The following is a 22,003-nucleotide window of genomic DNA, read 5'->3' on the forward strand; positions in this document are numbered from 1 at the left end:
CTGCGCTGCGCATCGGAATCCGATCGAGGCTCTCCCATGAAAAAAGTGCTGTTGCTCAATGGCGGTAAAAAATTCGCCCACTCCGACGGTCGCTACAACACCACCCTGCACGAAGCGGCGCTGAGCGTGCTGGATCGCGGCGGTGTCGACGTCAAGACCACCTTCATCGACGAGGGTTACGACATCGCCGAAGAAGTCGCGAAATTTCTTTGGGCCGACGTGATCATTTATCAGATGCCGGGCTGGTGGATGGGCGCACCGTGGACCGTGAAAAAGTACATCGACGAAGTCTTCACCGAAGGCCACGGCAGCCTGTACGCCAGCGACGGTCGCACCCGTTCCGATTCGTCGCAGAAGTACGGCAGCGGCGGTCTGATCCACGGCAAGCAGTACATGCTGTCGCTGACCTGGAACGCGCCGCAGCAGGCGTTCGATGACCCGACCGACTTCTTCGAAGCCAAAGGCGTGGACGCGGTGTACTTCCCGTTCCACAAGGCCAACGAGTTCCTCGGCATGACGGGCCTGCCGACGTTCCTCTGCGTGGACGTGATGAAACGCCCGAACATCGAAGCGGATGTGGCGCGTTACGAGCAGCATCTGACCGAGGTGTTTGGCCTCAAGGCCTGACGCTCGGCTACTATCGAAGGCCTGAGCTTGCGCAGCAGGCCTTTCGATTCGAGGACACCCGTGAAAGCCAGATCCGATGAGTTGCAGATTTTCGTCTGCGTGATCGAATGCGGTTCGATCTCCGCCGCCGCCGAGCAGGTCGGACAGACGCCGTCGGCGGTCAGCCGCACGCTGTCGCGGTTAGAAGCCAAACTCGACACCACGCTGATCAACCGCACGACCCGGCGCATGGACCTGACCGAGGAGGGCAAGTATTTCTTCGAACAGGCCAAGTTGATCCTCGACCAGATGGATCAACTCGAAGAGCGCCTGTCCTCGCGTCAGCAGACGCCATCAGGACGGCTGCGCATCAACGCCGCGTCACCGTTCATGCTCCACGCCATCGTGCCGTACATCGACGAATTCCGGCGGCTCTACCCGGACATCCAGCTCGAACTCAACAGCAACGACCTGATCATTGACCTGCTGGAACAAAGCACCGACGTCGCCATCCGCATCGGCACCCTCGCCGATTCGACATTGCATGCCCGTTCGCTGGGTTGCAGTCCGCTGCTGATCGTCGCCAGTCCCGCCTATCTGGAAAAACACGGCGAGCCGCTGCAAGTGGCTGATCTGAGCGAGCACACCTTGCTCGGCTTCACCCAGAACGAAGGCCTCAACCAATGGCCGCTGCGCTTCGTGCACGGCGACCGCTGGCCGATCACCCCGGCGATCAGTGCCTCCAGCGGCGAGACGGTTCGCCATCTGGCGCTGGAAGGCCAGGGCATTGCCTGCCTCTCGCATTTCATGACCATCGACGACATTCGCGCCGGGCGCCTCAAGGTGTTGCTGGCGGAATTCAACAGCGGTTATCGCCAGCCGATCAACGCGGTGTACTACCGCAACTCGCAATTGGCGCTACGCATCCAGTGCTTCCTGGACTTTATCCAGAGCAAACTGGCGGCTTACGCCAGTGCCGATTTCAAAGGCTGATTCGTGACCCCTGCGCAACAGTGATTTGGTTGTGGGCGGGTTTTTCCACCGGGCTCGGCGGTCGATACTCGTTGCATCACTTACTCACGCAGGGAGTTTCTCCATGAACGTATTCGTCACCGGCGCTGCCGGTTTTATCGGCGGCTCCATCGCCACCGGTCTGGTCCAGGCCGGCCACACCGTCACCGGTCTTGTACGCAGCGCCGAACAGGCCAATGAGCTGAAAGCACTGGGCATCACCCCGGTGATCGGCACCCTCGACGACAACGCATTGCTGGCCGAACAGGCCCGCGCCGCCGACGCCGTGATCAACGCCGCCAGCAGCGACCATCGCGGCGCGGTCGAAGCCTTGCTCGATGCCCTGCGCGGCTCGAACAAAGTGTTCCTGCACACCAGCGGTTCGAGCATCGTCGGCGATGCGTCGGGCGGCAAATCCAGCGACGTCATCTACTTCGAAGACAACCTGCCGGAGCCGACCGTCGACAAGGCCGCACGGGTGGCCATCGACAACCTGATCCTCGCCGCAGCGAAGGACGGCGTGAACTCGGCCGTCATCTGCAACACCTTGATCTACGGCCACAGCCTGGGCGTCAATCGCGACAGCGTGCAACTGCCGCGTCTGCTGAAACAGGCCCGCAAAAGCGGCGTGGTGCGTCACGTCGGCACGGGGCAGAACATCTGGTCCAACGTGCACATCGAAGACGTGGTGGCGCTGTACCTGCTGGCCCTGACCAAAAACGTCCCGGGCACCTTCTACTTCGTCGAAAGCGGCGAAGCGTCGTTCATCGACATGACCACTGCCATGGCCCAGGCCCTGAACCTCGGCGAGCCACAAGACTGGCCACTGAAAGACGCCGAAGCCGAGTGGGGCTACGAAATGGCCAACTACGGCCTCGGCTCCAACAGCCGCGTACGCGGCAAACATGCCCGCGAACTGCTGGGCTGGGCGCCGAAGCGCACGTCGGTGGTTGAATGGATTCGTAACGAAATGGTGTGAGTTCACGTTGAACATGTGAACGCCACTGAACCTGTGGGAGCCAGCCTGCTGGCGATAGCGGTTGATCATTCGACATAACTGTCGGATGTGGCATCGTCATCGCCAGCAGGCTGGCTCCCACAATTTTTTTGTTATCCCTCAACCATGTAAATCCCACCCGTGAATTTTCATTATTCGCGACAAGACATATCCAAAAACGACAACCCTTATCCCTCCACGAAAATTACTTTCACTTCGTTTGAAAACTCGATCTCGAAATGATTTATGAGTTTCACAACCCATTCGAACGTGACCCTTTCGAGGAGTACCGCATGACACCGTCCTTCGGCTATTGGCTGCTGGTGTACGCCGCCGTTGCCATCATTGCCCTGATCGTTCTGATCGCCCGTTACCGGCTCAATCCGTTCATTGTCATCACCCTGATTTCCATCGGCCTGGCGCTGGTGGCGGGGATGCCACCGTCCGGCGTGGTGGGGGCGTATGAGGCCGGGGTGGGCAAGACACTGGGGCACATTGCGCTGGTGGTGGCGCTGGGGACTATGCTCGGCAAGATGATGGCCGAGTCTGGCGGGGGCGAGCAGATGGCGCGCACGTTGATCGAGCGTTTTGGCGAGAAGAACGCGCATTGGGCGATGGTGTGCATTGCGTTTCTGGTGGGGCTTCCGCTGTTTTTCGAAGTCGGTTTCGTGTTGCTGGTGCCGATTGCCTTCACGGTGGCGCGGCGGGTTGGCGTGTCGATTCTGATGGTCGGTTTGCCGATGGTCGCGGGGCTGTCGGTGGTGCATGCGCTGGTGCCGCCGCACCCGGCGGCGATGCTGGCGGTGCAGGCTTATCAGGCGTCGGTCGGGCAGACCTTGCTTTATGCGATTGCCATCGGTATTCCGACGGCGATCATTGCCGGCCCCCTGTACGCCAAATTCATCGTGCCGCGCATTCAGTTGCCGGCGGATAACCCGCTGGAAAAACAATTCCTCGAACGCGAACCTCGCGACAGCCTGCCGGGTTTCGGCATCACCATGGCGACCATTCTGTTGCCGGTGGTGCTGATGCTGATCGGCGGCTGGGCCAACCTGATTTCCACGCCGGGCAGCGGCTTCAATCAGTTCCTGTTGTTCATCGGCAACTCGGTGATCGCGCTGTTGCTGGCGACGCTGTTGAGTTTCTGGACGCTCGGCATTGCGCAGGGTTTCAACCGGGAATCGATCCTCAAATTCACCAACGAATGCTTGGCACCGACCGCCAGCATCACCTTGTTGGTGGGCGCCGGTGGCGGTCTGAACCGGATTCTGGTGGACGCCGGCGTCACCGATCAGATCGTCGGCCTGGCTCACGAATTTCACCTTTCACCGCTGATCATGGGCTGGTTGTTCGCCGCGTTGATGCGCATCGCCACCGGTTCAGCGACCGTGGCGATGACCACAGCTTCCGGTGTAGTCGCGCCAGTGGCCATCGGTCTGGGTTATCCACACCCGGAACTGCTGGTGCTGGCGACCGGCGCGGGCTCGGTTATCTTTTCCCACGTCAACGACGGCGGCTTCTGGTTGATCAAGGAATACTTCAACATGACGGTGGCCCAGACGTTCAAGACCTGGACGGTGCTGGAAACCCTGATCTCGGTTGTCGCTTTCGCCTTGACCGTCGGTCTTTCTTACCTGCTGTAGTCGGAGTTTTCCGCCATGGACATCCTTTATCAGATCCGCGCCCGTCAGGATTCCTTCAGCGCCGGTGAAGGACGCATCGCCCGTCTGATGCTCGACGACGTAGGATTTGCCGCCTCCGCCAGCCTCGAAGAGCTGGCCCAGCGGGCTGAAGTCAGCACCGCCACGCTGTCGCGCTTCGCCCGCACCGTCGGTTGCCGTGACCTGCGCGACCTGCGCCTGCAACTGGCCCAGGCCAGTGGCGTCGGCAGCCGTTTCCTCGACCCGGCGGGCACGCCCGAACAGTCGGCGTTTTACGGGCAGATCGTCGGCGATATTGAAACCACCCTGCGCCAGCATCTGGCGGCGTTCGACGAATCGCGCTTCGCCGATGCGGTGAAACTGCTGGGTCAGGCGCGGATGATCCACGCCTTCGGCATCGGCGGTTGCTCGACCCTGTGCAGCGATGAGTTGCAAGTGCGGCTGGTGCGTCTCGGCTACCCGATTGCGGTGTGCCACGACGCGGTGATGATGCGCGTCACCGCCGCCAGCCTCAGCGCCGAGCAGGTGGTGATTGTCTGTTCGCTGACCGGCATCACCCCGGAGTTGCTGGAAACCGTGGCGCTGGCGCGCAACTACGGCGCACGGATTCTCGCCATCACCCGCGCCGACTCGCCACTGGCGGAACTGGCCGATATCGTCCTGCCGCTGCAAGGCGCCGAGACCTCGTTCATCTACAAACCGACGGCGGCGCGCTACGGCATGCTGCTCGCCATCGACGTGCTGGCCACCGAGCTGGCGCTGGCCAATCCTGAAGACAATCAAGAACGTCTGCGGCGGATCAAACTCGCCCTCGACGAATACCGTGGCGGCGACGATCACCTGCCGCTGGGAGACTGACATGCTGTACGACACCCTGATTCGCAACGCCCTGGTCATCGACGGCAGCAACAGCCCCGGTTATACCGCCGACGTGGCGATCCTCGATGGCCGCATCGCGCAGATCGGCGATTTGCGCGAGGCCCGCGCCACCGAGGAAATTGACGCCGCCGGCCGTGTGCTGGCGCCGGGTTTCATCGACGTGCATACCCATGACGACACCGTGGTGATCCGCCAGCCACAAATGCTGCCCAAGCTCAGCCAGGGCGTGACCACGGTGATTGTCGGCAACTGCGGGATCAGTGCGGCGCCGGTCAGTTTACGCGGTGATCCGCCGGATCCGATGAACCTGCTCGGCTCGGCAGCAGCTTTTGTTTATCCGCGTTTCAGCGATTACCGCGCAGCGGTGGAAGCGGCCAACACCACGCTGAACGTCGCGGCGCTGGTCGGGCATACGGCGCTGCGCAGCAATCATCTTGATGATCTGTTTCGCACCGCCACCGACGATGAAATCAGCGCGATGCGCGAGCAGTTGCGTGAAAGCCTGGAGGCGGGCGCCCTCGGTTTATCCACAGGTCTGGCGTATGCCAGTGCGTTCTCGGCTTCCACCGAAGAAGTCATGCAACTGACCGAAGAATTGAATGCGTTCGGCGCGGTGTACACCACGCATTTGCGCAGTGAATTCGAACCGGTGCTGGAGGCGATGGACGAGGCCTTCCGTATCGGACTCCACGCGCAGTCGCCGGTGATCATTTCCCACCTCAAATGTGCTGGTGCCGGTAACTGGGGGCGCAGTCCGCAGTTGCTCTCTTCGCTGGAAGAGGCGGCGAAAACTCATCCGGTCGGCTGCGATTGCTACCCGTATGCGGCGAGCTCTTCGACCCTGGACCTGAAGCAGGTCACCGACGCCCACCGCATCACCATCACCTGGTCGACGCCGCATTCTGAGATGGGCGGTCGCGACCTGATGGATATCGCCGCCGAATGGAACCTGTCGTTGCTCGACGCCGCCAAACGCCTGCAACCGGCGGGCGCGGTGTATTACGGGATGGACGAGAACGACGTGCGCCGGATCCTCGCTCATCCACTGTCGATGGTCGGCTCTGATGGTCTGCCGGAAGACCCGTTCCCGCATCCGCGTCTGTGGGGTGCTTTCCCACGGGTGCTCGGCCATTTCAGCCGTGATGTCGGGCTGTTTCCGCTGCATACCGCGGTGCACAAGATGACCGGTCTGTCGGCAGCGCGTTTCGGCTTGAAGGAAAGGGGCGAGATTCGTGAAGGACACTGGGCGGATCTGGTGTTGTTCGACCCGGCGACCGTGCGTGACGTGGCGGATTTCAACGACCCGCAACGCGCCGCCCAAGGTATCGAGGGTGTATGGATCAATGGTGTTTTGAGTTACCGCGACGGTCAGGCCAACGGCCAGAGACCAGGGCGGTTCCTCGCGCGCCAGGGCGATCTGCGCGACGGCTTTCGTTGAATTTTGCTGACTGCGTCACGGTGATGGCACATTGCAATTAAAGAAAGCCATCACCAAGCCGAATTGCTGACATCCACCCCGGCTACACTCTGGGGCCAATCAGTCAGGGAGCAACCCATGAGCTTCGGCAAAACCACCCCGATCCTGCGGATTTTCGATGAAGCCAAGGCCATGGAATTCTACGTCGACTTCCTCGGCTTCAAGATCGATTGGCAGCATCGTTTCGAACCCGGTTTCCCGTTGTACCTGCAGGTTTCGCGCGGCGAATGTGTGCTGCATTTGTCCGAACACCACGGCGATGCAACACCGGGTTCGGCCCTGCGGATCGAGACCGATGAGCTGGAGGCGTTTCAGCAACAGTTGGTCGCCAAGAACTACAAGTTCTCGCATCCCGGCATCCAGGCCATGCCGTGGGGCAGCCAGGACATGACCATCACCGATCCGTTCGGCAATCGTCTGGTGTTCACCAACGCGATCAGCCTCTGAGCCAAAAGCCCCCTCACCCTAACCCTCTCCCAAGGGGAGAGGGAACTGACCGAGGTGTCTATCGCCATACATCGACCTGAAAGATCGTGGCGATTATGGATTCACAGAATTTCTTTCAGGTCGGCGTAGATCGTGAGTATTTCGCGGTCGGCTCCCTCTCGATTATGGATTCACAGAAGCTTTTTCAGGTCGGCGTAGATCGTTAGCATCCTGCGGTCGGCTCCCTCTCCCTCCGGGAGAGGGCTGGGGTGAGGGGACTGCTGTGAGTCGCACACTCATTCGCCACCACTAACCCGGTGAGTCTGCCGAAACTCACCGGGCGGCATGCCGCGTCGGCTCTTGAATGTGCGGTGAAATGAGCGCGGTTCGGTGAAGCCCAGGTACTGGGCGATGTCCTGAATCGGCAAGGTGCTGTTGAGCAGGTAATGCTCGGCCAGTTCCTGGCGCAGTTCGTCGAGAATCTGTTGGTACGAGGTGCCGGCCTGATGCAACTGGCGTTGCAGCGTGCGCACGGACACAGCGAGATGCTCGGCCACCTGTTCCTTGCGCGGCAGGCCCTCCTTGAGCAACTGGCGCAGGATGCTTTTCACCCGCTGTTCCAGCGACGCATCCTCCAGCGTCGCCATCAGACTTTGCGCGTGTTCCTCCAGGGTGCGCAGCAAATGCGCATCGGCCTGGCGCAATGGCAACTGCAAATACGGCAGCGGCACGATCAGCGCGGAATACGGCTGATCGAACAGCACCGGGCATTCGAAAAACTGTTCGTACTGTTCCAGCGTTGTGTCCGCCGGGCGTGAGTGTTCCAGCCACACGGCGGCCGGCGACAGTTGGGTGTCGGCGATCCAGCGTGCATATTGCAGCCAGGAGCCGAGCACGTTTTCCACCAGATGCCGGCGAATCCGCGGGCGCTCAAAGCGGCAGCTCCAGATCAGGTGCACGTGGTTGTCCTGGACCTCGGCGCGGCTGACGCCCATGTCGCCCACCAGTTTTTCGAACGGCATGATGCGGCTCATGGCGTCGCCCAGTGTCGCGCAGTTCATGGTGATGTAACCCAGCACGCTCCAGGAGTTGGGCAGCACGAAATTCGCAGCGTTGAGGCCGAACAGCGGATCGCCCGAATGCTCGCAAAAGTAATCGAGCAACCGCTCATGGGTTTCACCCGGCAGGCGCAGGCTGTTGTCGCTCAACTGCTGCGCCTGCAACCCGGCCGCCGCCAACGCAGGCTCGATGGCCAGGCCCAGATGTTCGGCATGGCGCAGGTATTTGAGCAGCGGCGGAACGGAGGTGAAGCCGAGCGATTGCATGACCGAATTCCCTTGATCGAGGCCGCCACGGGCGGATGAGCGCCCTGAAAGGTAATTTGAATCCACGACTAAAGTAAATGGCTGACGCTTGCGCGACGTTTGACTCAATTGGCTACTCGAACTGGCCGGATGCGACCGTGACACTTTCGGCCGGCTGACTAGTATGAGGGCCTGAAATCTCACTGATCAGACTGCACAGAAGGACACACGCATGCGACGCTGGAACGGCTGGGGAGATGCAACCACGGTGGTCGAACTGCCGGCCCAGGGCGCAAGTTTTCTCCATGAGCGACTGGGGGAGGGACGCGCGCTGCCCGATGCGACGCTTGAAGCAGCGCTGGCCCGAGTGCCGGTCTCGCGGCTGGCGGAACACGCCCTGTACAGCATCGATGCCCATGACCGTCTGCTGCATGCTCGCGGGCAAAGCCTGCCGGACTGGCTGGCGCTGCGCGAAGGTGCGCTGGGCAACTATCCCGACGCGGTGGCGTTCCCGGAAACCGCCGAACACATCCGCCAGTTGCTGGCGCTCTCCCAGTCGCAGGACCTGTGCCTGATCCCCTACGGCGGCGGCACGTCGGTGGCCGGGCACATCAATCCGCCCGACTCTGCCCGGCCGGTGGTGACGGTTTCGCTGGCGCGGATGAGCCGCCTGATCGACCTCGACGAACAAAGCCTGCTGGCGACTTTCGGCCCCGGCGCCAGTGGCCCGCAGGTGGAAAGCCAATTGCGTGCCCGTGGCTACACGCTGGGGCATTTTCCGCAGTCGTGGGAACTGTCGACGCTGGGCGGTTGGGTGGCCAGTCGTTCCAGCGGTCAGCAGTCGTTGCGCTATGGGCGGATCGAGCAACTGTTCGCCGGCGGAACCCTGGAAACCTTTGCCGGGCCGCTGCAGATTCCAACTTTCCCGGCGTCAGCGGCTGGCCCGGATCTGCGTGAAGTGGTGCTGGGTTGCGAAGGGCGTTTCGGGATCATTTCCGAGGTCAAGGTGCGGGTCAGCGCGTTGCCGGCCGATGAGCGTTTCTACGGTGTGTTTCTGCCCAGTTGGAGCAAAGCACTGCAAGCCATTCAGCAACTGGCGCAGGCGCGGGTGCCGCTTTCGATGTTGCGCCTGTCCAACGCGGTGGAGACCGAAACCCAACTGGCGCTGGCCGGCCATCCGCAGCAGATCGCCTGGCTGGAGAAATACCTGAGCCTGCGCGGCGCGGGGCAGGGCAAGTGCTTGCTGACCTTCGGCGTGACCGGCAATCGCAAGCAGAATGCGCTGTCCCTGAGCCAGGCCCGTCAGCATCTGAAAGCATTCGGTGGTGTGTTCACCGGCACGCTGCTGGGCAAGAAGTGGGCGCAGAACCGCTTCCGTTTTCCTTACCTGCGGGAGAACCTGTGGAACGCCGGTTACGTGGTCGACACCCTCGAAACCGCCACCGACTGGAGCAACGTCGACAACCTGCTCAACCGGATCGAAAACAGCCTGCGCGATGCGTTGGCGGCCGAGGGTGAGCGAGTGCACGTGTTCACCCATCTGTCCCACGTCTACGGCGAAGGTTCGAGCATCTACACCACTTACGTGTTTCGCCCGGCGGCGGACTATCCCGCGACGCTCGCTCGCTGGAAGGCCCTCAAGCACGCGGCCAGTCAAACCATCGTCGACAACCACGGCACCATCAGCCACCAGCACGGTGTGGGCAAGGATCACGCGCCGTACCTGTTGCGCGAAAAGGGCGAGCTGGCGATGGACACCTTGCAGGCGCTGAGCCGGCACTTCGACCCGGCCGGGCGCCTGAACCCCGGCACGCTGTTGCAGGAGTGACCGCCATGAGCGCGGACTGGAACGCCGATTGGCGCCAGCAAGTCCTGCCGACACTGGCGGCTGAAACCTGGGATCTGATCGTCATCGGCGGCGGCATCAGCGGTGCCGGCATCCTGCGTGAAGCCGCGCGTCGTGGCTGGCGTTGTCTGCTGCTGGAACAGCGTGATTTCGCCTGGGGCACGTCCAGCCGATCTTCAAAAATGGTCCACGGCGGTTTGCGCTACATCGCCAAGGGCCAGTGGCGGCTGACCCGGGATTCGGTGCGCGAACGCCAGCGCCTGCTCGACGAAGCTCCGGGGCTGGTGGAGCCGATGAGTTTCATGATGCCGCACTATCGCGGCGGCTTTCCCGGGCCGCGAGTGCTGGGTGGTCTGTTGTCGATCTATGACGCATTGGCCGGACGCCGTGACCATCGTTTCCATGACGCACAGCAACTGCGTTATCTGGCGCCGGGCGTGAAAGAAAATGACTTGCTGGGCGGCACCTGTTTTATCGATGCGCTGACCGATGACGCGCGGCTGGTGATGCGCGTGTTGAGCGAAGCGCGGGCGGACGGCGCGGTGGTGCTCAACGGCGTGCGCGTCGAACATCTGCTGCGGGAAGCCGGACGTGTGTGTGGGGTTCAGGTCGAAGACTGCGAGGCCGGCGCCTCTCTGCAATTGCGTTGCGGTGTGCTGGCGGTAGCCACCGGCGCCTGGGCTGAACGCCTGCGTCCATCTGAGGCGCCACGCCAATTGCGCCCGTTGCGCGGCAGTCATTTGCTGCTGCCGGGCTGGCGCTTGCCGGTGGCGCAGGCCTTTACGTTCATGCACGAGCAGGATCGGCGACCGGTGTTCGTTTTCCCGTGGGAAGGCGCCACAGTGGTCGGTACCACCGACCTCGATCACCGCGAGAATCTGGACCAGAGCGCGAGCATCAGCACCGAAGAACTCGACTATCTGCTGGCCGCCTGTAGACAGCAGTTTCCCGGCGCCGAAGTGACAGCGACCGACGTGCTCTCAACCTGGTCCGGCGTGCGCCCGGTGGTGGGCAGTGCCGCGGGTGAGTATCAGGACAAACCGTCGAACGAACCCCGTGAGCATGTGCTGTGGCAGGAGCCGGGTTGCGTCACGTTGGCCGGCGGCAAACTCACGACATTCCGTCCGCAGGCCATCGAAGTGCTCAAGGCGTGCGCTGACATGCTCGGCCGGTCTTTCGAAGACGATGCCGCACCGGTGTTTGCCGCCGTGCCGCCACTGACAATCCCCGGCCTCAGTCCCGCTCAGTGGCGACGTCTGGCTGGGCGACATGGCCGGGACTTGCCGAGGCTGGCGCAACTGCTCGCTGAACTGGGCCATGAAACGGTGGGCGCCACCGACACCTTGTGGGCCGAACTGGCTTTCGCCTGCGAAGCAGAAATGGTCCTGCACCTGGATGACCTGCTGCTGCGCCGCACCCGCCTCGGCCTGTTGCTGCCCCGTGGCGGCGCGGAGTATTTCCCGGCCATTCGCCGACTCTGCCAACCACGGCTGGGCTGGGACGACGAACACTGGCAACAGGAACAGCAACGCTATCAGGCGTTATGGCAACGCCATCACGGCCTGCCGGAAATCGCGCAGTGATGCCCCTCGAAGAGAGCTCCATGGACAACCACCCGAACAAGCGTTACCTGCTGGCCATCGACAATGGCACCCAGAGCGTGCGCGCGCTGCTCTTCGATTTGCAGGGCAATCTGCTCGGCAAGGGCAAGGTTGAATTGCAGGCCTATTACTCGACGCAACCGGGCTGGGCCGAGCAGGATCCGGAATATTACTGGGCGAAACTGGGCGAGGCCTGCCAGCAGGTGTGGGCGCAAACCGGCATCGATCGTTCGCAGATTGCCGGGGTTTCTCTCACGACCCAGCGCGGTACGGTGATCAATGTCGATGCTCAGGGCAAGCCGTTGCGCCCGTCGATTCTCTGGCTCGATCAGCGCCAGAGCGAAGTCGAAGGCGGGATCAAGGGGCCGTGGGGCTGGCTGTTCAAACTGGCCGGCGCGCAGGCCACGGTGGATTACTTTCGCGCCCAGGCCGAGGCTAACTGGATCGCTCGCCATCAACCTGAAGTGTGGGCGGCGACCGACAAGTTTCTGCTGCTTTCGGGGTTTCTCACGCATCGCCTTTGCGGGCGCTTCGTTGACTCCGTGGGTTGTTGCGTTGGTTACCTGCCATTCGACTTCAAACGCCTGCGCTGGGCCGCAACCCGTGACTGGAAATGGCAGGCGCTGGCGGTGCGTCCCGAGCAACTGCCGACCTTGCACAAACCCGGTGAAACCCTCGGCCACATCAGCGCCGAAGCGAGTCGTCACACCGGCATTCCCGAAGGCATTCCGCTGATCGCGGCGGGGGCTGACAAGGCTTGTGAGGTGCTCGGTTCCGGCGTCGTCGATTCGGGCACGGTGTGCCTGTCTTACGGCACCACGGCGACGATCACCAGCACCCGCTCGCGCTATCTGGAAATCGTCCCGTTGATTCCGCCGTACCCGTCGGCGGTGCCGGATCAGTACAACTGCGAGGTGATGATTTATCGCGGCTACTGGATGGTCAGCTGGTTCAAGAACGAATTCGGCCTGCGGGAAATGCAGCAGGCCAAAGAGCAGGGTATCGAGCCCGAGCAACTGTTCGATGCGCTGGTCGAGGCAGTGCCGCCGGGGTCGATGGGGTTGATGCTGCAACCGTATTGGTCGCCGGGGATTCGTGAGCCGGGTGTTGAAGCCAAAGGCGCGATGATCGGCTTCGGCGATGTGCACACCCGCGCGCACATTTACCGGGCGATCCTTGAAGGGCTGGCTTACGCGTTGCGCCAAGGTATGGAGAAAATCGAGAAGCGCTCGAAGATCTCTGTCACCCGTTTGCGAGTGGCTGGCGGTGGCTCGCAAAGTGATGCGGCGATGCAACTGACGGCGAACATTTTCGGCCTGCCGGCGGAGCGTCCGCACGTTTATGAAGCATCCGGTCTGGGCGCTGCGATTTGCTGTGCGGTGGGGCTGGGGCTGCACGCGGACTTCCCCACGGCGATAGCCGCGATGACCCGGGTTGGCGCGGTGTTTCAGCCGCAACCCGAGGCGCAGCAGGTCTATGAGCGACTGTACAAGGACGTCTATCTGCGCATGTATCGACAGCTCAAACCGTTGTACCAGAGCATCCGCAAGATCACCGGTTACCCGGCCTGAAACAACAGCGCACGTGGCGCTATCGGAGAACTTTTCTGGTGAGATCGGACAGTGTCAGGGGCGGGGTCGATTGTTAGGCTCGATCTCCACGGCACACATAACAAGAACCAGAAGCAATGAAGCTGATCTCCCTCCTGCTGCTTTGCGCAATGGCCCCCACGGCGTGGGGCTGGTCGAACCATACGGTGGGCAGCTACCTGGCATTGCAGGACCTGCCGGCGTTGCGCGACGCGCCGCCCGTCGAGGTCGAACCGCTGGAGCAGTTTCTCTCCGATCAATATCCGGCCATCGTCGCGTTGCTCGATGAGCAGGAACGCTTCGCCCGCGAGCATTTCAATCAATACCCGCCGCGCCCCGACAACCTCAAGTTGCCCGTCGAGCCGAGCGACAATCTGCGCCACGACTTCCTCACCGCGTTGCGGATCAATCCACTGATTCATCTGGCGATGGTCATCCAGCCGTTGCCGGGCAAAGACCTGCCCGAGCGCGAGCATCTGCAAGCGGATCAGGTCATGGTCGAGCAGACACTTTCGCCGTGGAATCGACAGCGTTTTATTCGCGTGGCCGACCACGAAAAAGTCGCACCCCTCGCCGTACTGGCCAGCGCGGCCGACGAGCCGGACTACGGCCACGACATCAACCTGTTCAGCGACAACCCCGGCGAAGTCGCCGCGTTGTACGGCCTCGGCCCACAGCCGTTTGGCGATGCGCGCTTCCAGTACAGCTCCCAGGCGCCGTTCCACATGGGCTTCTTCCATGAGAGCCCGGTGGTCTACGCGGCCGCCGGATTCCTCGAACGCAGCTGGCCGGACTGGCGCGCGTATCAATACATGGGGCTGGCGCGACTGGCGTTTGCCACGGGTCATTCCTACTGGGGCTATCGCTTTCTCGGCTGGGGCCTGCATCACGTTCAGGACCTGACCCAGCCGTATCACGCCAAGCCGTTGCCCGGCGTCGAATTGCCGAGCCTTCTGCTGCTGGAAGGCAAGGCGCTGGCCGGTTTCGCGGAGGACAAACAGGCGTCCATCGAACGCGTTGCGACCCGCCACATGGAAGTCGAAAAATACCAGTCGACCTGGCTGCGTCGCGTGCTGCGCGCCGGTCAGCCGCATCCGATGCTCGACGCTTATGCCGATGCCGCCGGGGACGCGCATTACCCGCCGTACTCCGTGGACTACCTGCGCGAAGTGGTGAGTGCCGAGTCCGTCGACGACTCCGCCGCCTTCGACGAAGCCATCGGCCAGTGGCTGGAAACGGCGCCGGTCACGAGTGATTTCAGCGCGGGCAATCAGTTGCAGCGCGAGACCTTCGAGCATCCGGAGCTCAACCAACAATTGCTCAAACTGCTCGGCCATTTCGGCGCCCACAGCCGGATTTATGTTCGAGCCGGAATGGCGCCATAAGCATCGCGGCAACACACAACAATAAGAACAGGGAAGGAGGAACAGATGATCAACACTCGATTGCGCCTGCCTGGCGTAGCGCTCCCCGGTGTCGGTTTGGCAGGGCTGCTGCAACTCTGCGCAGTCGACGCGGTGCAGGCCGCCGAGTTCAGCGTGCTGGACAATCAGGTCACCGGCTCGCTCGACACGACCTTGTCCTATGGCCGCTTGTGGCGGGTGCAGGGCCGCGACAAGACCAACGATGACGTCAACACCAACGACGGCAATCGCAACTTCGACACCGGGCTGGTTTCCGAGGTGTACAAGATCACTTCGGAGCTGGAAGCCAACTACCAGAACTACGGGATGTTCCTGCGCGGCACCGCGTTCTACGACACCCAGTTGATGGACAAGCGCAACGACTACTACCACAACAACAGCCCGTCGCAACCGAGCCAGAGTTATCCCCAGGACGACCGTTTCACCGGCCAGACCCGCGACATCGCCGGCAGCCGGATCGAGATGCTCGATGCCTACGTCCATGGCACCTGGGACGTCGCGACAATGCCGGTCACTGCGCGAGTGGGGCGTCAGGTGTTCAACTGGGGCGAGGGGATTTTCTATCGCGGCGGGGTCAACACCACCAACCCGGTGGACGCCGCGAAATATCGCTTGCCGGGTGCCGAGGTCAAGGAAGTGCTGATGCCGGTGGAGGCGGTCAGCTTCAACATCGGCCTGAGCGACAACCTGACGATGGAGAGCTTCTACCAGACCAACTGGAAGGAAACTCGCATCGATCCGGTCGGCACCTTCTACTCGCAGACCGACCTGTTCGCCGACGGCGGCAACACCGCCTACAACAACTTCAGCGGCACCGCGCTTGATACGCCGGTGCCGGGGTTCGGCAATGTCATCGGCCTGTACAGCGCACTGGGCAATAATCCATTGCTCGGCCCGGCGCTGAAATCCACCGGCCTGTACGCCAACGGCGTGACTCCGGCCTATGGCAACACCCTCAAGGTCGCGTCGATCGGCAACGACTACAACGCGCGCAACGACGGCCAGTTCGGCTTTGCCTTTCGCTACATCGCCGAAGAACTCAACAGCACCGAGTTCGGCCTGTACATGGTCAACTACCACGCCAAGGAACCGACCATCGCCGCTGACCTTGGCGGTTACAACGGCATCGACATGAATGCCCTGACCAACATGCTCTCCAGCGTGGCCGGCAGTCAGGCCGGGGCCCTCGCCAACGGTCTGGCGACTGCCGATGTGATGGGCAATATCCAGGCCCATCGGCGTTATGCCGAAGACATCCGTATGTACGGTTTCAGCTTCAACACCACGCTGGGCGAGGCCTCGGTGTTCGGTGAAGTGGCCTATCGGCCGAACCTGCCCATCGGTGTCGCGGCCACCAATGATTTGATCGGCGACCTGGCCAACGGCGCTGCCGCAGCGGTGTCCGGCAAGACCATCAACGTCGGCGGGCAAATGGTCACCCTCGACAGCCAGATCAACAACGCCGAGCGGGTCGAAGCGTTCAACACCTCGCTGGGCAGCATCTACAACTTCGGCCCGACGCTGTCGTTCGACTCGATGTTCGGCATCTTCGAACTGGCCTCCGAGCACCTGCGCGGCAGCAGCCTGCAATACACCGCCTACGACGGCAGCAACCGTTACTACGCCGGCACCGGCAACACTTCGTACGTGTCCGGCGGCGATCGCGACGATCAGGTCAACCGCGATTCCTACAGCTACACGGTGATGTTCAACGGCACCTGGAACGACGTGTACGCCGGGGTCAACGTCTCGCCCTACGTCGTCTACAAGGACGACTTCAAGGGCAACAGCTACCAGGCTGGCAACACCATCGAGGGCCGCAAGGCCTACACGCTGGGGATCAAGGCCAACTACCAGAACAGGCTCGAAGCCGAGTTGCAGTACACCGAGTTCTACGGCGGTGGGCAGAACAACGGCATTCGCGACCGCGACAACGTCGGTTTCAACCTCAAGTATTTCCTTTAATCACAGCGCGCAGCCCAATGTGGGAGCGGGCTTGCTCGCGAATGCGGTATGTCATTCAAGTTGTTGGCGACTGGCACAGCGCATTCGCGAGCAAGCCCGCTCCCACTGGCGATACGCGGCGTCTTGCCACTTCGGAGAACGATCATGTTTCAAGCTGCACGACTGACCCAAATCACACTGGCGCTGCTTTTGAGCCTCACTGCCGCCAGCACGCTGGCCGCCATCTCGCCCCAACAAGCCGAACAACTAAAAACCTCGCTCACCCCCATGGGCGCCGAGCGCGCCGGCAATGCCGCCGGCACCATCCCGGCCTGGACCGGCGGCATCACTCAGGCGCCGGCCGGCTACAAACCCGGCCAGCATCACCCCGATCCCTACGCGGCGGACAAACCGCTGTTCACCATCACCAAGGCCAATCTCGATCAGTACAAGGCACATCTCAGCCCCGGCCAGATCGCCCTGTTCAACAGCTACCCCGACACTTTCCAGATGCCGGTCTATCCCTCGCGCCGATCCGGCTCCGCGCCGCAGTGGCTGTATGACAACACCCTGAAGAATGCGACCTCGGCCAAACTGCTGGAAGGTGGCAGCGGGTTTGCCGATGCCTATGGCGGCGTGCCGTTTCCGGTGCCCAAGGATGGCGTCGAAGTACTGTGGAACCACATCACCCGCTATCGTGGCATCTACGTGGTCCGCCGCGCCTCCGAAGCGCCGGTACAACGCAACGGCAGCTTCGCGCTGGTGACCTCGCAGCAGGAAGGCTTCTTCAACTACTACCGCCCGGGCGGCCAGTTCGCCGACCTGAAAAACATCCTGTTCTACTACCTCGCCTTTGTGAAAAGCCCGGCGCGCCTCGCCGGCGGCGCAGCGCTGGTGCACGAGACACTGGACCAGCTCAAGGACGCCCGCCAGGCCTGGATCTACGACGCCGGCCAACGCCGTGTGCGCCGCGCCCCGAACCTCGCCTACGACACGCCGATCGCCTCATCCGATGGCCTGCGCACCGCAGACGACACCGACCTGTTCAACGGCTCCCCCGACCGCTTCGACTGGAAGCTCAAGGGCAAGCAGGAAATCTACATCCCCTACAACAACTACAAAGTCGGCAGCCCCGACGTGAAATATGCGCAACTGCTCACCCCCGGCCACCTCAACCCGCAATACACACGCTACGAGCTGCATCGGGTCTGGGTGGTCGAAGGCACACTCAAGCCAGGCTCACGGCATATCTATTCCAAGCGAGTGCTGTTCCTCGACGAAGACAGCTGGGGCGCCGCCCTGGTGGACCAATACGACGGGCGAGGGGAGCTGTGGCGCGTATCGATGGCCTACCTGAAAAACTTCTACGACCTGCCCACCACTTGGAGCGCACTCGACGTCTTCCACGACTTGCAGGCCCGTCGGTACTACGTGCAGAACCTGGATAACGAAGAGGCCTCCACCGTCGACTTCTCGCAACCGGTGCCGGAGGATTCGTATTTCATGCCGTCGGCGTTGCGGCAGCGGGGGACGCGTTGAGCGACGGGAATCAGCTCTCTTTCTCCCTCACCCTTTCGAGGGTGGGGTGAGGGAGTAGCTCTTTGCGGAGCCAGCGCGCCGATGATTCAGTCATTGGTTAACTGCGCAATAAAGTGTGACGAAGTAGCTGCTGAACCCGGAACAGCATCCGAGATAGATTTCGTCCTCGAATAAGATTGAAGGCGAAAGCATGCAGCGCAATATGCCCGATTCAACGGAACCCAATGCCTCCAGAGCTGATATCGCACAGATGATTGGTGAGCTCGGCGGTCAGGTAGAAAATGTTCAACAACTGTTATCTGCCTGTCATGACTCGATAAAGAGCGATGCTGACTTGCAAGGGCGAATGGCGCTGATTGATGAGCTCTACTCGCATGCTGACAGTGAAGATCACGCAGCGGCACGATTTGCAGAGTTGGTGGCTGATCGTGTGTATGAGTACGAGACTGAAACCGTTTTTATTCCTTATCCCTCTCCGTCAGAGATGACTGAGCAACTGCGTATCGCTGCCGCCCAAAGTGGCCATTCCATGGAAGACGAAGCGCGGCAGATTCTGGAGAACGCGTTGGTTACCGTTGATCGAGCTGGCGGATTAGGTACTCGGATACGCAATCGATTCGGCGCCATGGGTGGCGTCGAGCTTGATCTTCCATCACGTTCAGAAAACCTCAGCGGCTGATAAACACCGCTCACAAAAAAGCCCGCCGCCACACCAGAACCAGTGTGGCGGCGGGCTTTTTACAGGGTGCAAAAAAATGGCGAGCTCACCGCACTCGCCACCTCCCGCATCAATCCGTCGGCACGACCTTGTCCAGCGCACGGTTAACGGCCATTTCGGCGATCATCACGATCTGGGCGATGCCTTGCAGGGTCTTGCGGTGGCTGCCCTCGACCAGCGCGACATGATTGTTGAGCATGACGGTGGCGGAGCCGAGGGATTCGCTGGCGTCCACCAGCAGGGATTCGGTGTCGGCTTCGGGGTGGGCCTGATAGAGGGTGTTGGGTTTGTAGGGCGCGGCCATGATGTGGGCGCTGAGGGGGCCCAGGTGATAATCGAGGGCGCGTTCGGCGGCTTCGTTGAAACGTTTCGAACCGGGGCATTCGTAGGGGGATGCCGGATCCGGGAGGGTTGTGGGTTCGGTGAGCGGTGGGTTTGGCGTTACCTTGAACATGGATGTTTACCTTTTATGAGGCTGCATCCATTTCGCCGCTAAGCAAAAGGGAGGCAGCTGTGCGCAAGTTAGCGGACCGGTAAGCATCCAAACCCGGTGCATCCGAAGATGCCATGCGCACAGCCACCATCAAGTGCAGGCGAGTGCCTGACTGGATCGTACTTGTACAACCGAGGATACAACCGAGCCGCTAAGCTCGATCACTGGAAATCAGTGACGCAATCAAATTACGCAGCCAGCCCAAAGCGCACAAGCCGGCGGATTCTGGCGTAGCCGTAGGCAACGGCGCAAGGTTTTGTGGGCTTCGGGACGTATCACGGGGTGTCCTTAAACACCCCTGACCAGCCGTGTGTAATTGCGTTTCAGAACTCGTCATCCAATTCCTGAAGATGGCAATTTCAGGGCAAAAAAGAAGGGCAGCTTTTCAGCTGCCCTTCTTTGTACATCGGCTTTCGTGTGCAGGCTTTACACGCGGAAATGGCTCACCATCTGCTGCAACTGCCCACCCAACCGCGCCAGTTCAACGCTGGACTTGGCCGTCTCATCACTCGCCGCAGCAGTCTGCTCCGACACGTCACGGACGTTGATGATGCTGCGGCTGATTTCTTCGGCCACGGCGCTTTGCTGTTCGGCGGCTGCGGCGATCTGCTGGTTCATCGACTGGATGTTCGACACCGTGCGGGTGATGTTTTCCAGGGAGTCGCCGGCCTTGCGGGTCAGGGCCACGCTGCTGTCGGTCAGGGCGCGGCTGTTGTTCATCACGGCCGAGACTTGCTGAGTGCCGTTCTGCAGACCGGCCACCAGGCCTTCGATTTCCTCGGTGGATTTCTGGGTGCGCTGGGCCAGGCCACGGACTTCGTCGGCGACCACGGCAAAACCGCGACCGGCTTCACCGGCACGGGCGGCTTCGATGGCGGCGTTGAGGGCCAGCAGGTTGGTCTGTTCGGCGACGGCCTTGATCACGTCCATGACGCTGCCGATCTTGTCGCTTTCCTGTTGCAGCACGCTCATGGCTTCGGTGGAACGCACCACTTCGCTGGCCAGACGCTCGATCTGGGCGATGGCTTCGTTCACCACCTTGTCGCCTTCGCGGGCTTCGCCGTCAGCGGCGGCTGCAGCTTGCGAGGCTTCTTCGGCGTTGCGCGCGACTTCCTGCACGGTGGCAGTCATCTCGTGCATCGCGGTGGCCACCTGATCGGTCTCTACCTTCTGGCTGTTCACGCCGGCGCTGGTCTGTTCGGTCACGGCCGACAGTTCTTCGGCGGCGCTGGCGATCTGGGTCACGCCGTCGCGGATGCCGCTGATCAGGTCACGCAGGGTCACGCCCATGCGTGCGATGCCTTGTTGCAGCACGCCGAGTTCGTCGCGGCGGGTGACGATCACGTTGTGGCTCAGGTCGCCGCTGGCGATGCGGTCGACCACGGCCATGGTTTCCTGCAGCGGACGGGTGATCTGACGGGTAATGATGAACGCGGCGATGACACCCACCAGCAAGGCCAGCAGCGTGCTGATCAGTTGCAGGGTGCGGGCCTGGGCGCTTTCGGCGTCACGACGGTCGAGCTGGATCTGATACAGCTGTTCGCTCAGCGATACGATCAGGTTGCCCTGGTCGGTCATTTCCTTGCGCGCCTGCACCGCATCGGCGTTGGCGTTCTTGAAGGCTTGCAAGGCGCTGCGGTAGTTGGTCAGTGCAGTTTCCAGCTGACGCAGGGCGTCTTGTTGGCTGCTGGCGAAATGCACATTCAGCTGCTTGAGGCTGGCGATGGCGGCGTCCAGTTGGCCGACGGCTTTCTGCTCGGTCTCGGCGTTGGCAGTGGCGGTGTAGCCGCGCACTTCGTAACGCGCCAGGATGAAGGCTTCCTTGGCGGCGGTGATGGCCTGGAACTGCTCGAAACGCTGCTCGCTCATGTCCATCTGCTGGACGCGGGTGCTGATCGACTGGATCAGGTTGTACGCGGTCTCGGCATTGGCGGCCATGGTGTCGCGCGCCGTGTTACCAGTGCGGTAGGCGTTGCGCATCTTGTTCAGGGACGTCTGGTACTCGGCGATGGTCGCCGCCTGCTCCTTGAGCAGTTTGACGTTCTCGGGGCTCTTGAAGCTGCCGATCAGCTTTTGCTGTTGCGCGGCGAAACCGTCGAGGGTGGTCTGCACGTTCTGCGCGGCGGTTTCGTCGCCGTTGGTCAGCATGTATTGCAGACGCACCACGCGCAGTTTGGTCAGGCCAGCGTTGAGCTGGGTGATGTCGCTCATCCAGTTGCTGCGGTCAATCAGGCCGCCCAGGCTGGTCCAGCCGGTGAGCGCCAGGATGCAGGTCAGGGCCAGGACGAGGCCGAATCCGAGCCCCAGTTTCAGGTTAACGCTGATGTTGCCGAACCAGCTATTCATCACAAATCCTCCAGAAAACGTTGTGCGTCTTGATCGTCGGTCAGGCTGGAAGATTGTTGTTTTTTTGAGCCAGCAAGGGTGTTAGCAGGACTGTATCGGCAGCAATTCCGATAGCTGAAAGGATTTTGTCCTACGGAATTTG

At 61.7% G+C, this 22,003-nt stretch carries 17 protein-coding genes and 1 pseudogene; 14 read left to right on the plus strand and 4 right to left on the minus strand.

The window, feature by feature from the left end; all coding sequences use genetic code 11:
* Positions 1-36 precede the first annotated feature (36 nt).
* The 7 genes from QR290_RS04930 to QR290_RS04960 all read left to right on the plus strand — a co-directional run bounded on the left by QR290_RS04930 (position 37) and on the right by QR290_RS04960 (position 7,078).
* The gene (locus tag QR290_RS04930; RefSeq protein WP_289204456.1) at positions 37-627 is read left to right on the plus strand and encodes an NAD(P)H-dependent oxidoreductase; all 591 of its coding nucleotides are present in this window, start codon (positions 37-39) and stop codon (positions 625-627) included.
* Positions 628-687: 60 nt separating this feature from the next.
* The gene (locus QR290_RS04935; RefSeq protein ID WP_289204457.1) at positions 688-1,599 is read left to right on the plus strand and encodes a LysR family transcriptional regulator; all 912 of its coding nucleotides are present in this window, start codon (positions 688-690) and stop codon (positions 1,597-1,599) included.
* Positions 1,600-1,702: 103 nt separating this feature from the next.
* The gene (locus tag QR290_RS04940) at positions 1,703-2,596 is read left to right on the plus strand and encodes an NAD-dependent epimerase/dehydratase family protein (RefSeq protein WP_115076469.1); all 894 of its coding nucleotides are present in this window, start codon (positions 1,703-1,705) and stop codon (positions 2,594-2,596) included.
* Between the two features lie 311 nt (positions 2,597-2,907).
* Positions 2,908-4,257 carry a GntP family permease gene (locus QR290_RS04945; RefSeq protein WP_289204458.1) on the plus strand — a complete coding sequence of 450 codons (1,350 nt, stop codon included), beginning with the start codon at positions 2,908-2,910 and terminating at the stop codon, positions 4,255-4,257.
* Between the two features lie 15 nt (positions 4,258-4,272).
* The gene (locus tag QR290_RS04950; protein ID WP_007953817.1) at positions 4,273-5,133 is read left to right on the plus strand and encodes a MurR/RpiR family transcriptional regulator; all 861 of its coding nucleotides are present in this window, start codon (positions 4,273-4,275) and stop codon (positions 5,131-5,133) included.
* A 1-nt stretch (position 5,134) separates the two neighbouring features.
* A complete protein-coding gene (locus QR290_RS04955; RefSeq protein ID WP_289204459.1) occupies positions 5,135-6,592 on the plus strand; it encodes a D-aminoacylase in 1,458 nt (485 codons plus the stop codon).
* A gap of 117 nt (positions 6,593-6,709) precedes the next feature.
* Positions 6,710-7,078, plus strand: a complete 369-nt coding sequence (locus tag QR290_RS04960; protein WP_289204460.1) for a glyoxalase superfamily protein — start codon at positions 6,710-6,712, stop codon at positions 7,076-7,078.
* Positions 7,079-7,353: 275 nt separating this feature from the next.
* Here the strand turns inward: QR290_RS04960 and gliR are convergent, their stop codons facing one another.
* Positions 7,354-8,382: an AraC family transcriptional regulator GliR gene (gene gliR / locus QR290_RS04965; RefSeq protein ID WP_289204461.1), complete on the minus strand. Its 1,029-nt coding sequence runs from the start codon at positions 8,380-8,382 to the stop codon at positions 7,354-7,356.
* A gap of 211 nt (positions 8,383-8,593) precedes the next feature.
* Here gliR and QR290_RS04970 point away from each other — a divergent pair, with 211 nt between their 5' ends.
* From QR290_RS04970 to QR290_RS05000, 7 genes are all read left to right on the plus strand, one after another.
* Positions 8,594-10,189 (plus strand): FAD-binding oxidoreductase, encoded by a 1,596-nt coding sequence (locus QR290_RS04970; RefSeq protein ID WP_289204462.1) that lies wholly within the window; start codon positions 8,594-8,596, stop codon positions 10,187-10,189.
* A 5-nt stretch (positions 10,190-10,194) separates the two neighbouring features.
* Positions 10,195-11,790, plus strand: a complete 1,596-nt coding sequence (locus QR290_RS04975; RefSeq protein WP_289204463.1) for a glycerol-3-phosphate dehydrogenase/oxidase — start codon at positions 10,195-10,197, stop codon at positions 11,788-11,790.
* Positions 11,791-11,810: 20 nt separating this feature from the next.
* The gene (locus tag QR290_RS04980) at positions 11,811-13,379 is read left to right on the plus strand and encodes an FGGY-family carbohydrate kinase (protein WP_289204464.1); all 1,569 of its coding nucleotides are present in this window, start codon (positions 11,811-11,813) and stop codon (positions 13,377-13,379) included.
* 116 nt (positions 13,380-13,495) lie between these two features.
* On the plus strand, positions 13,496-14,782 hold the full coding sequence (locus QR290_RS04985; protein ID WP_289204465.1) for a phospholipase: 1,287 nt from the start codon (positions 13,496-13,498) through the stop codon (positions 14,780-14,782).
* A 45-nt stretch (positions 14,783-14,827) separates the two neighbouring features.
* Entirely contained in the window at positions 14,828-16,786 is a 1,959-nt protein-coding gene (locus tag QR290_RS04990; RefSeq protein WP_289204466.1) for a DUF1302 domain-containing protein, read from the plus strand.
* Positions 16,787-16,930: 144 nt separating this feature from the next.
* Complete coding sequence (locus tag QR290_RS04995; protein WP_289204467.1) at positions 16,931-18,304, plus strand: DUF1329 domain-containing protein; 1,374 nt, start codon at positions 16,931-16,933, stop codon at positions 18,302-18,304.
* Between the two features lie 484 nt (positions 18,305-18,788).
* Positions 18,789-18,983 (plus strand): FitA-like ribbon-helix-helix domain-containing protein, encoded by a 195-nt coding sequence (locus QR290_RS05000; protein ID WP_289205269.1) that lies wholly within the window; start codon positions 18,789-18,791, stop codon positions 18,981-18,983.
* Positions 18,984-19,092: 109 nt separating this feature from the next.
* Here QR290_RS05000 and QR290_RS05005 read toward each other — a convergent pair whose 3' ends face one another.
* The 3 genes and pseudogenes from QR290_RS05005 to QR290_RS28730 all read right to left on the minus strand — a co-directional run.
* The gene (locus QR290_RS05005) at positions 19,093-19,476 is read right to left on the minus strand and encodes a DUF6124 family protein (protein ID WP_085685558.1); all 384 of its coding nucleotides are present in this window, start codon (positions 19,474-19,476) and stop codon (positions 19,093-19,095) included.
* 465 nt (positions 19,477-19,941) lie between these two features.
* Positions 19,942-20,805: a methyl-accepting chemotaxis protein gene (locus QR290_RS28725; RefSeq protein ID WP_371321019.1), complete on the minus strand. Its 864-nt coding sequence runs from the start codon at positions 20,803-20,805 to the stop codon at positions 19,942-19,944.
* Positions 20,800-21,861: pseudogene (locus tag QR290_RS28730) on the minus strand (methyl-accepting chemotaxis protein); the annotation flags it as partial. The gene QR290_RS28725 and the pseudogene QR290_RS28730, both read right to left, overlap by 6 nt.
* Positions 21,862-22,003: the final 142 nt, after the last annotated feature.

Origin of the sequence: Pseudomonas fluorescens, assembly GCF_030344995.1 — a bacterium.
Classification (GTDB): Bacteria; Pseudomonadota; Gammaproteobacteria; order Pseudomonadales; family Pseudomonadaceae; genus Aquipseudomonas; species Aquipseudomonas fluorescens_BF.

Coding starts and splice junctions, on each gene's coding strand:
- QR290_RS04930 (WP_289204456.1), top strand. CDS start 37: ATGAAAAAAGTGCTGTTGCTCAATGGCGGTAAAAAATTCGCCCACTCC.
- QR290_RS04940 (WP_115076469.1), top strand. CDS start 1,703: ATGAACGTATTCGTCACCGGCGCTGCCGGTTTTATCGGCGGCTCCATC.
- QR290_RS04945 (WP_289204458.1), top strand. CDS start 2,908: ATGACACCGTCCTTCGGCTATTGGCTGCTGGTGTACGCCGCCGTTGCC.
- QR290_RS04950 (WP_007953817.1), top strand. CDS start 4,273: ATGGACATCCTTTATCAGATCCGCGCCCGTCAGGATTCCTTCAGCGCC.
- QR290_RS04955 (WP_289204459.1), top strand. CDS start 5,135: ATGCTGTACGACACCCTGATTCGCAACGCCCTGGTCATCGACGGCAGC.
- QR290_RS04960 (WP_289204460.1), top strand. CDS start 6,710: ATGAGCTTCGGCAAAACCACCCCGATCCTGCGGATTTTCGATGAAGCC.
- gliR (WP_289204461.1), bottom strand. CDS start 8,382: ATGCAATCGCTCGGCTTCACCTCCGTTCCGCCGCTGCTCAAATACCTG.
- QR290_RS04970 (WP_289204462.1), top strand. CDS start 8,594: ATGCGACGCTGGAACGGCTGGGGAGATGCAACCACGGTGGTCGAACTG.
- QR290_RS04975 (WP_289204463.1), top strand. CDS start 10,195: ATGAGCGCGGACTGGAACGCCGATTGGCGCCAGCAAGTCCTGCCGACA.
- QR290_RS04980 (WP_289204464.1), top strand. CDS start 11,811: ATGGACAACCACCCGAACAAGCGTTACCTGCTGGCCATCGACAATGGC.
- QR290_RS04985 (WP_289204465.1), top strand. CDS start 13,496: ATGAAGCTGATCTCCCTCCTGCTGCTTTGCGCAATGGCCCCCACGGCG.
- QR290_RS04990 (WP_289204466.1), top strand. CDS start 14,828: ATGATCAACACTCGATTGCGCCTGCCTGGCGTAGCGCTCCCCGGTGTC.
- QR290_RS04995 (WP_289204467.1), top strand. CDS start 16,931: ATGTTTCAAGCTGCACGACTGACCCAAATCACACTGGCGCTGCTTTTG.
- QR290_RS05000 (WP_289205269.1), top strand. CDS start 18,789: ATGACTGAGCAACTGCGTATCGCTGCCGCCCAAAGTGGCCATTCCATG.
- QR290_RS05005 (WP_085685558.1), bottom strand. CDS start 19,476: ATGTTCAAGGTAACGCCAAACCCACCGCTCACCGAACCCACAACCCTC.
- QR290_RS28725 (WP_371321019.1), bottom strand. CDS start 20,805: ATGGGCGTGACCCTGCGTGACCTGATCAGCGGCATCCGCGACGGCGTG.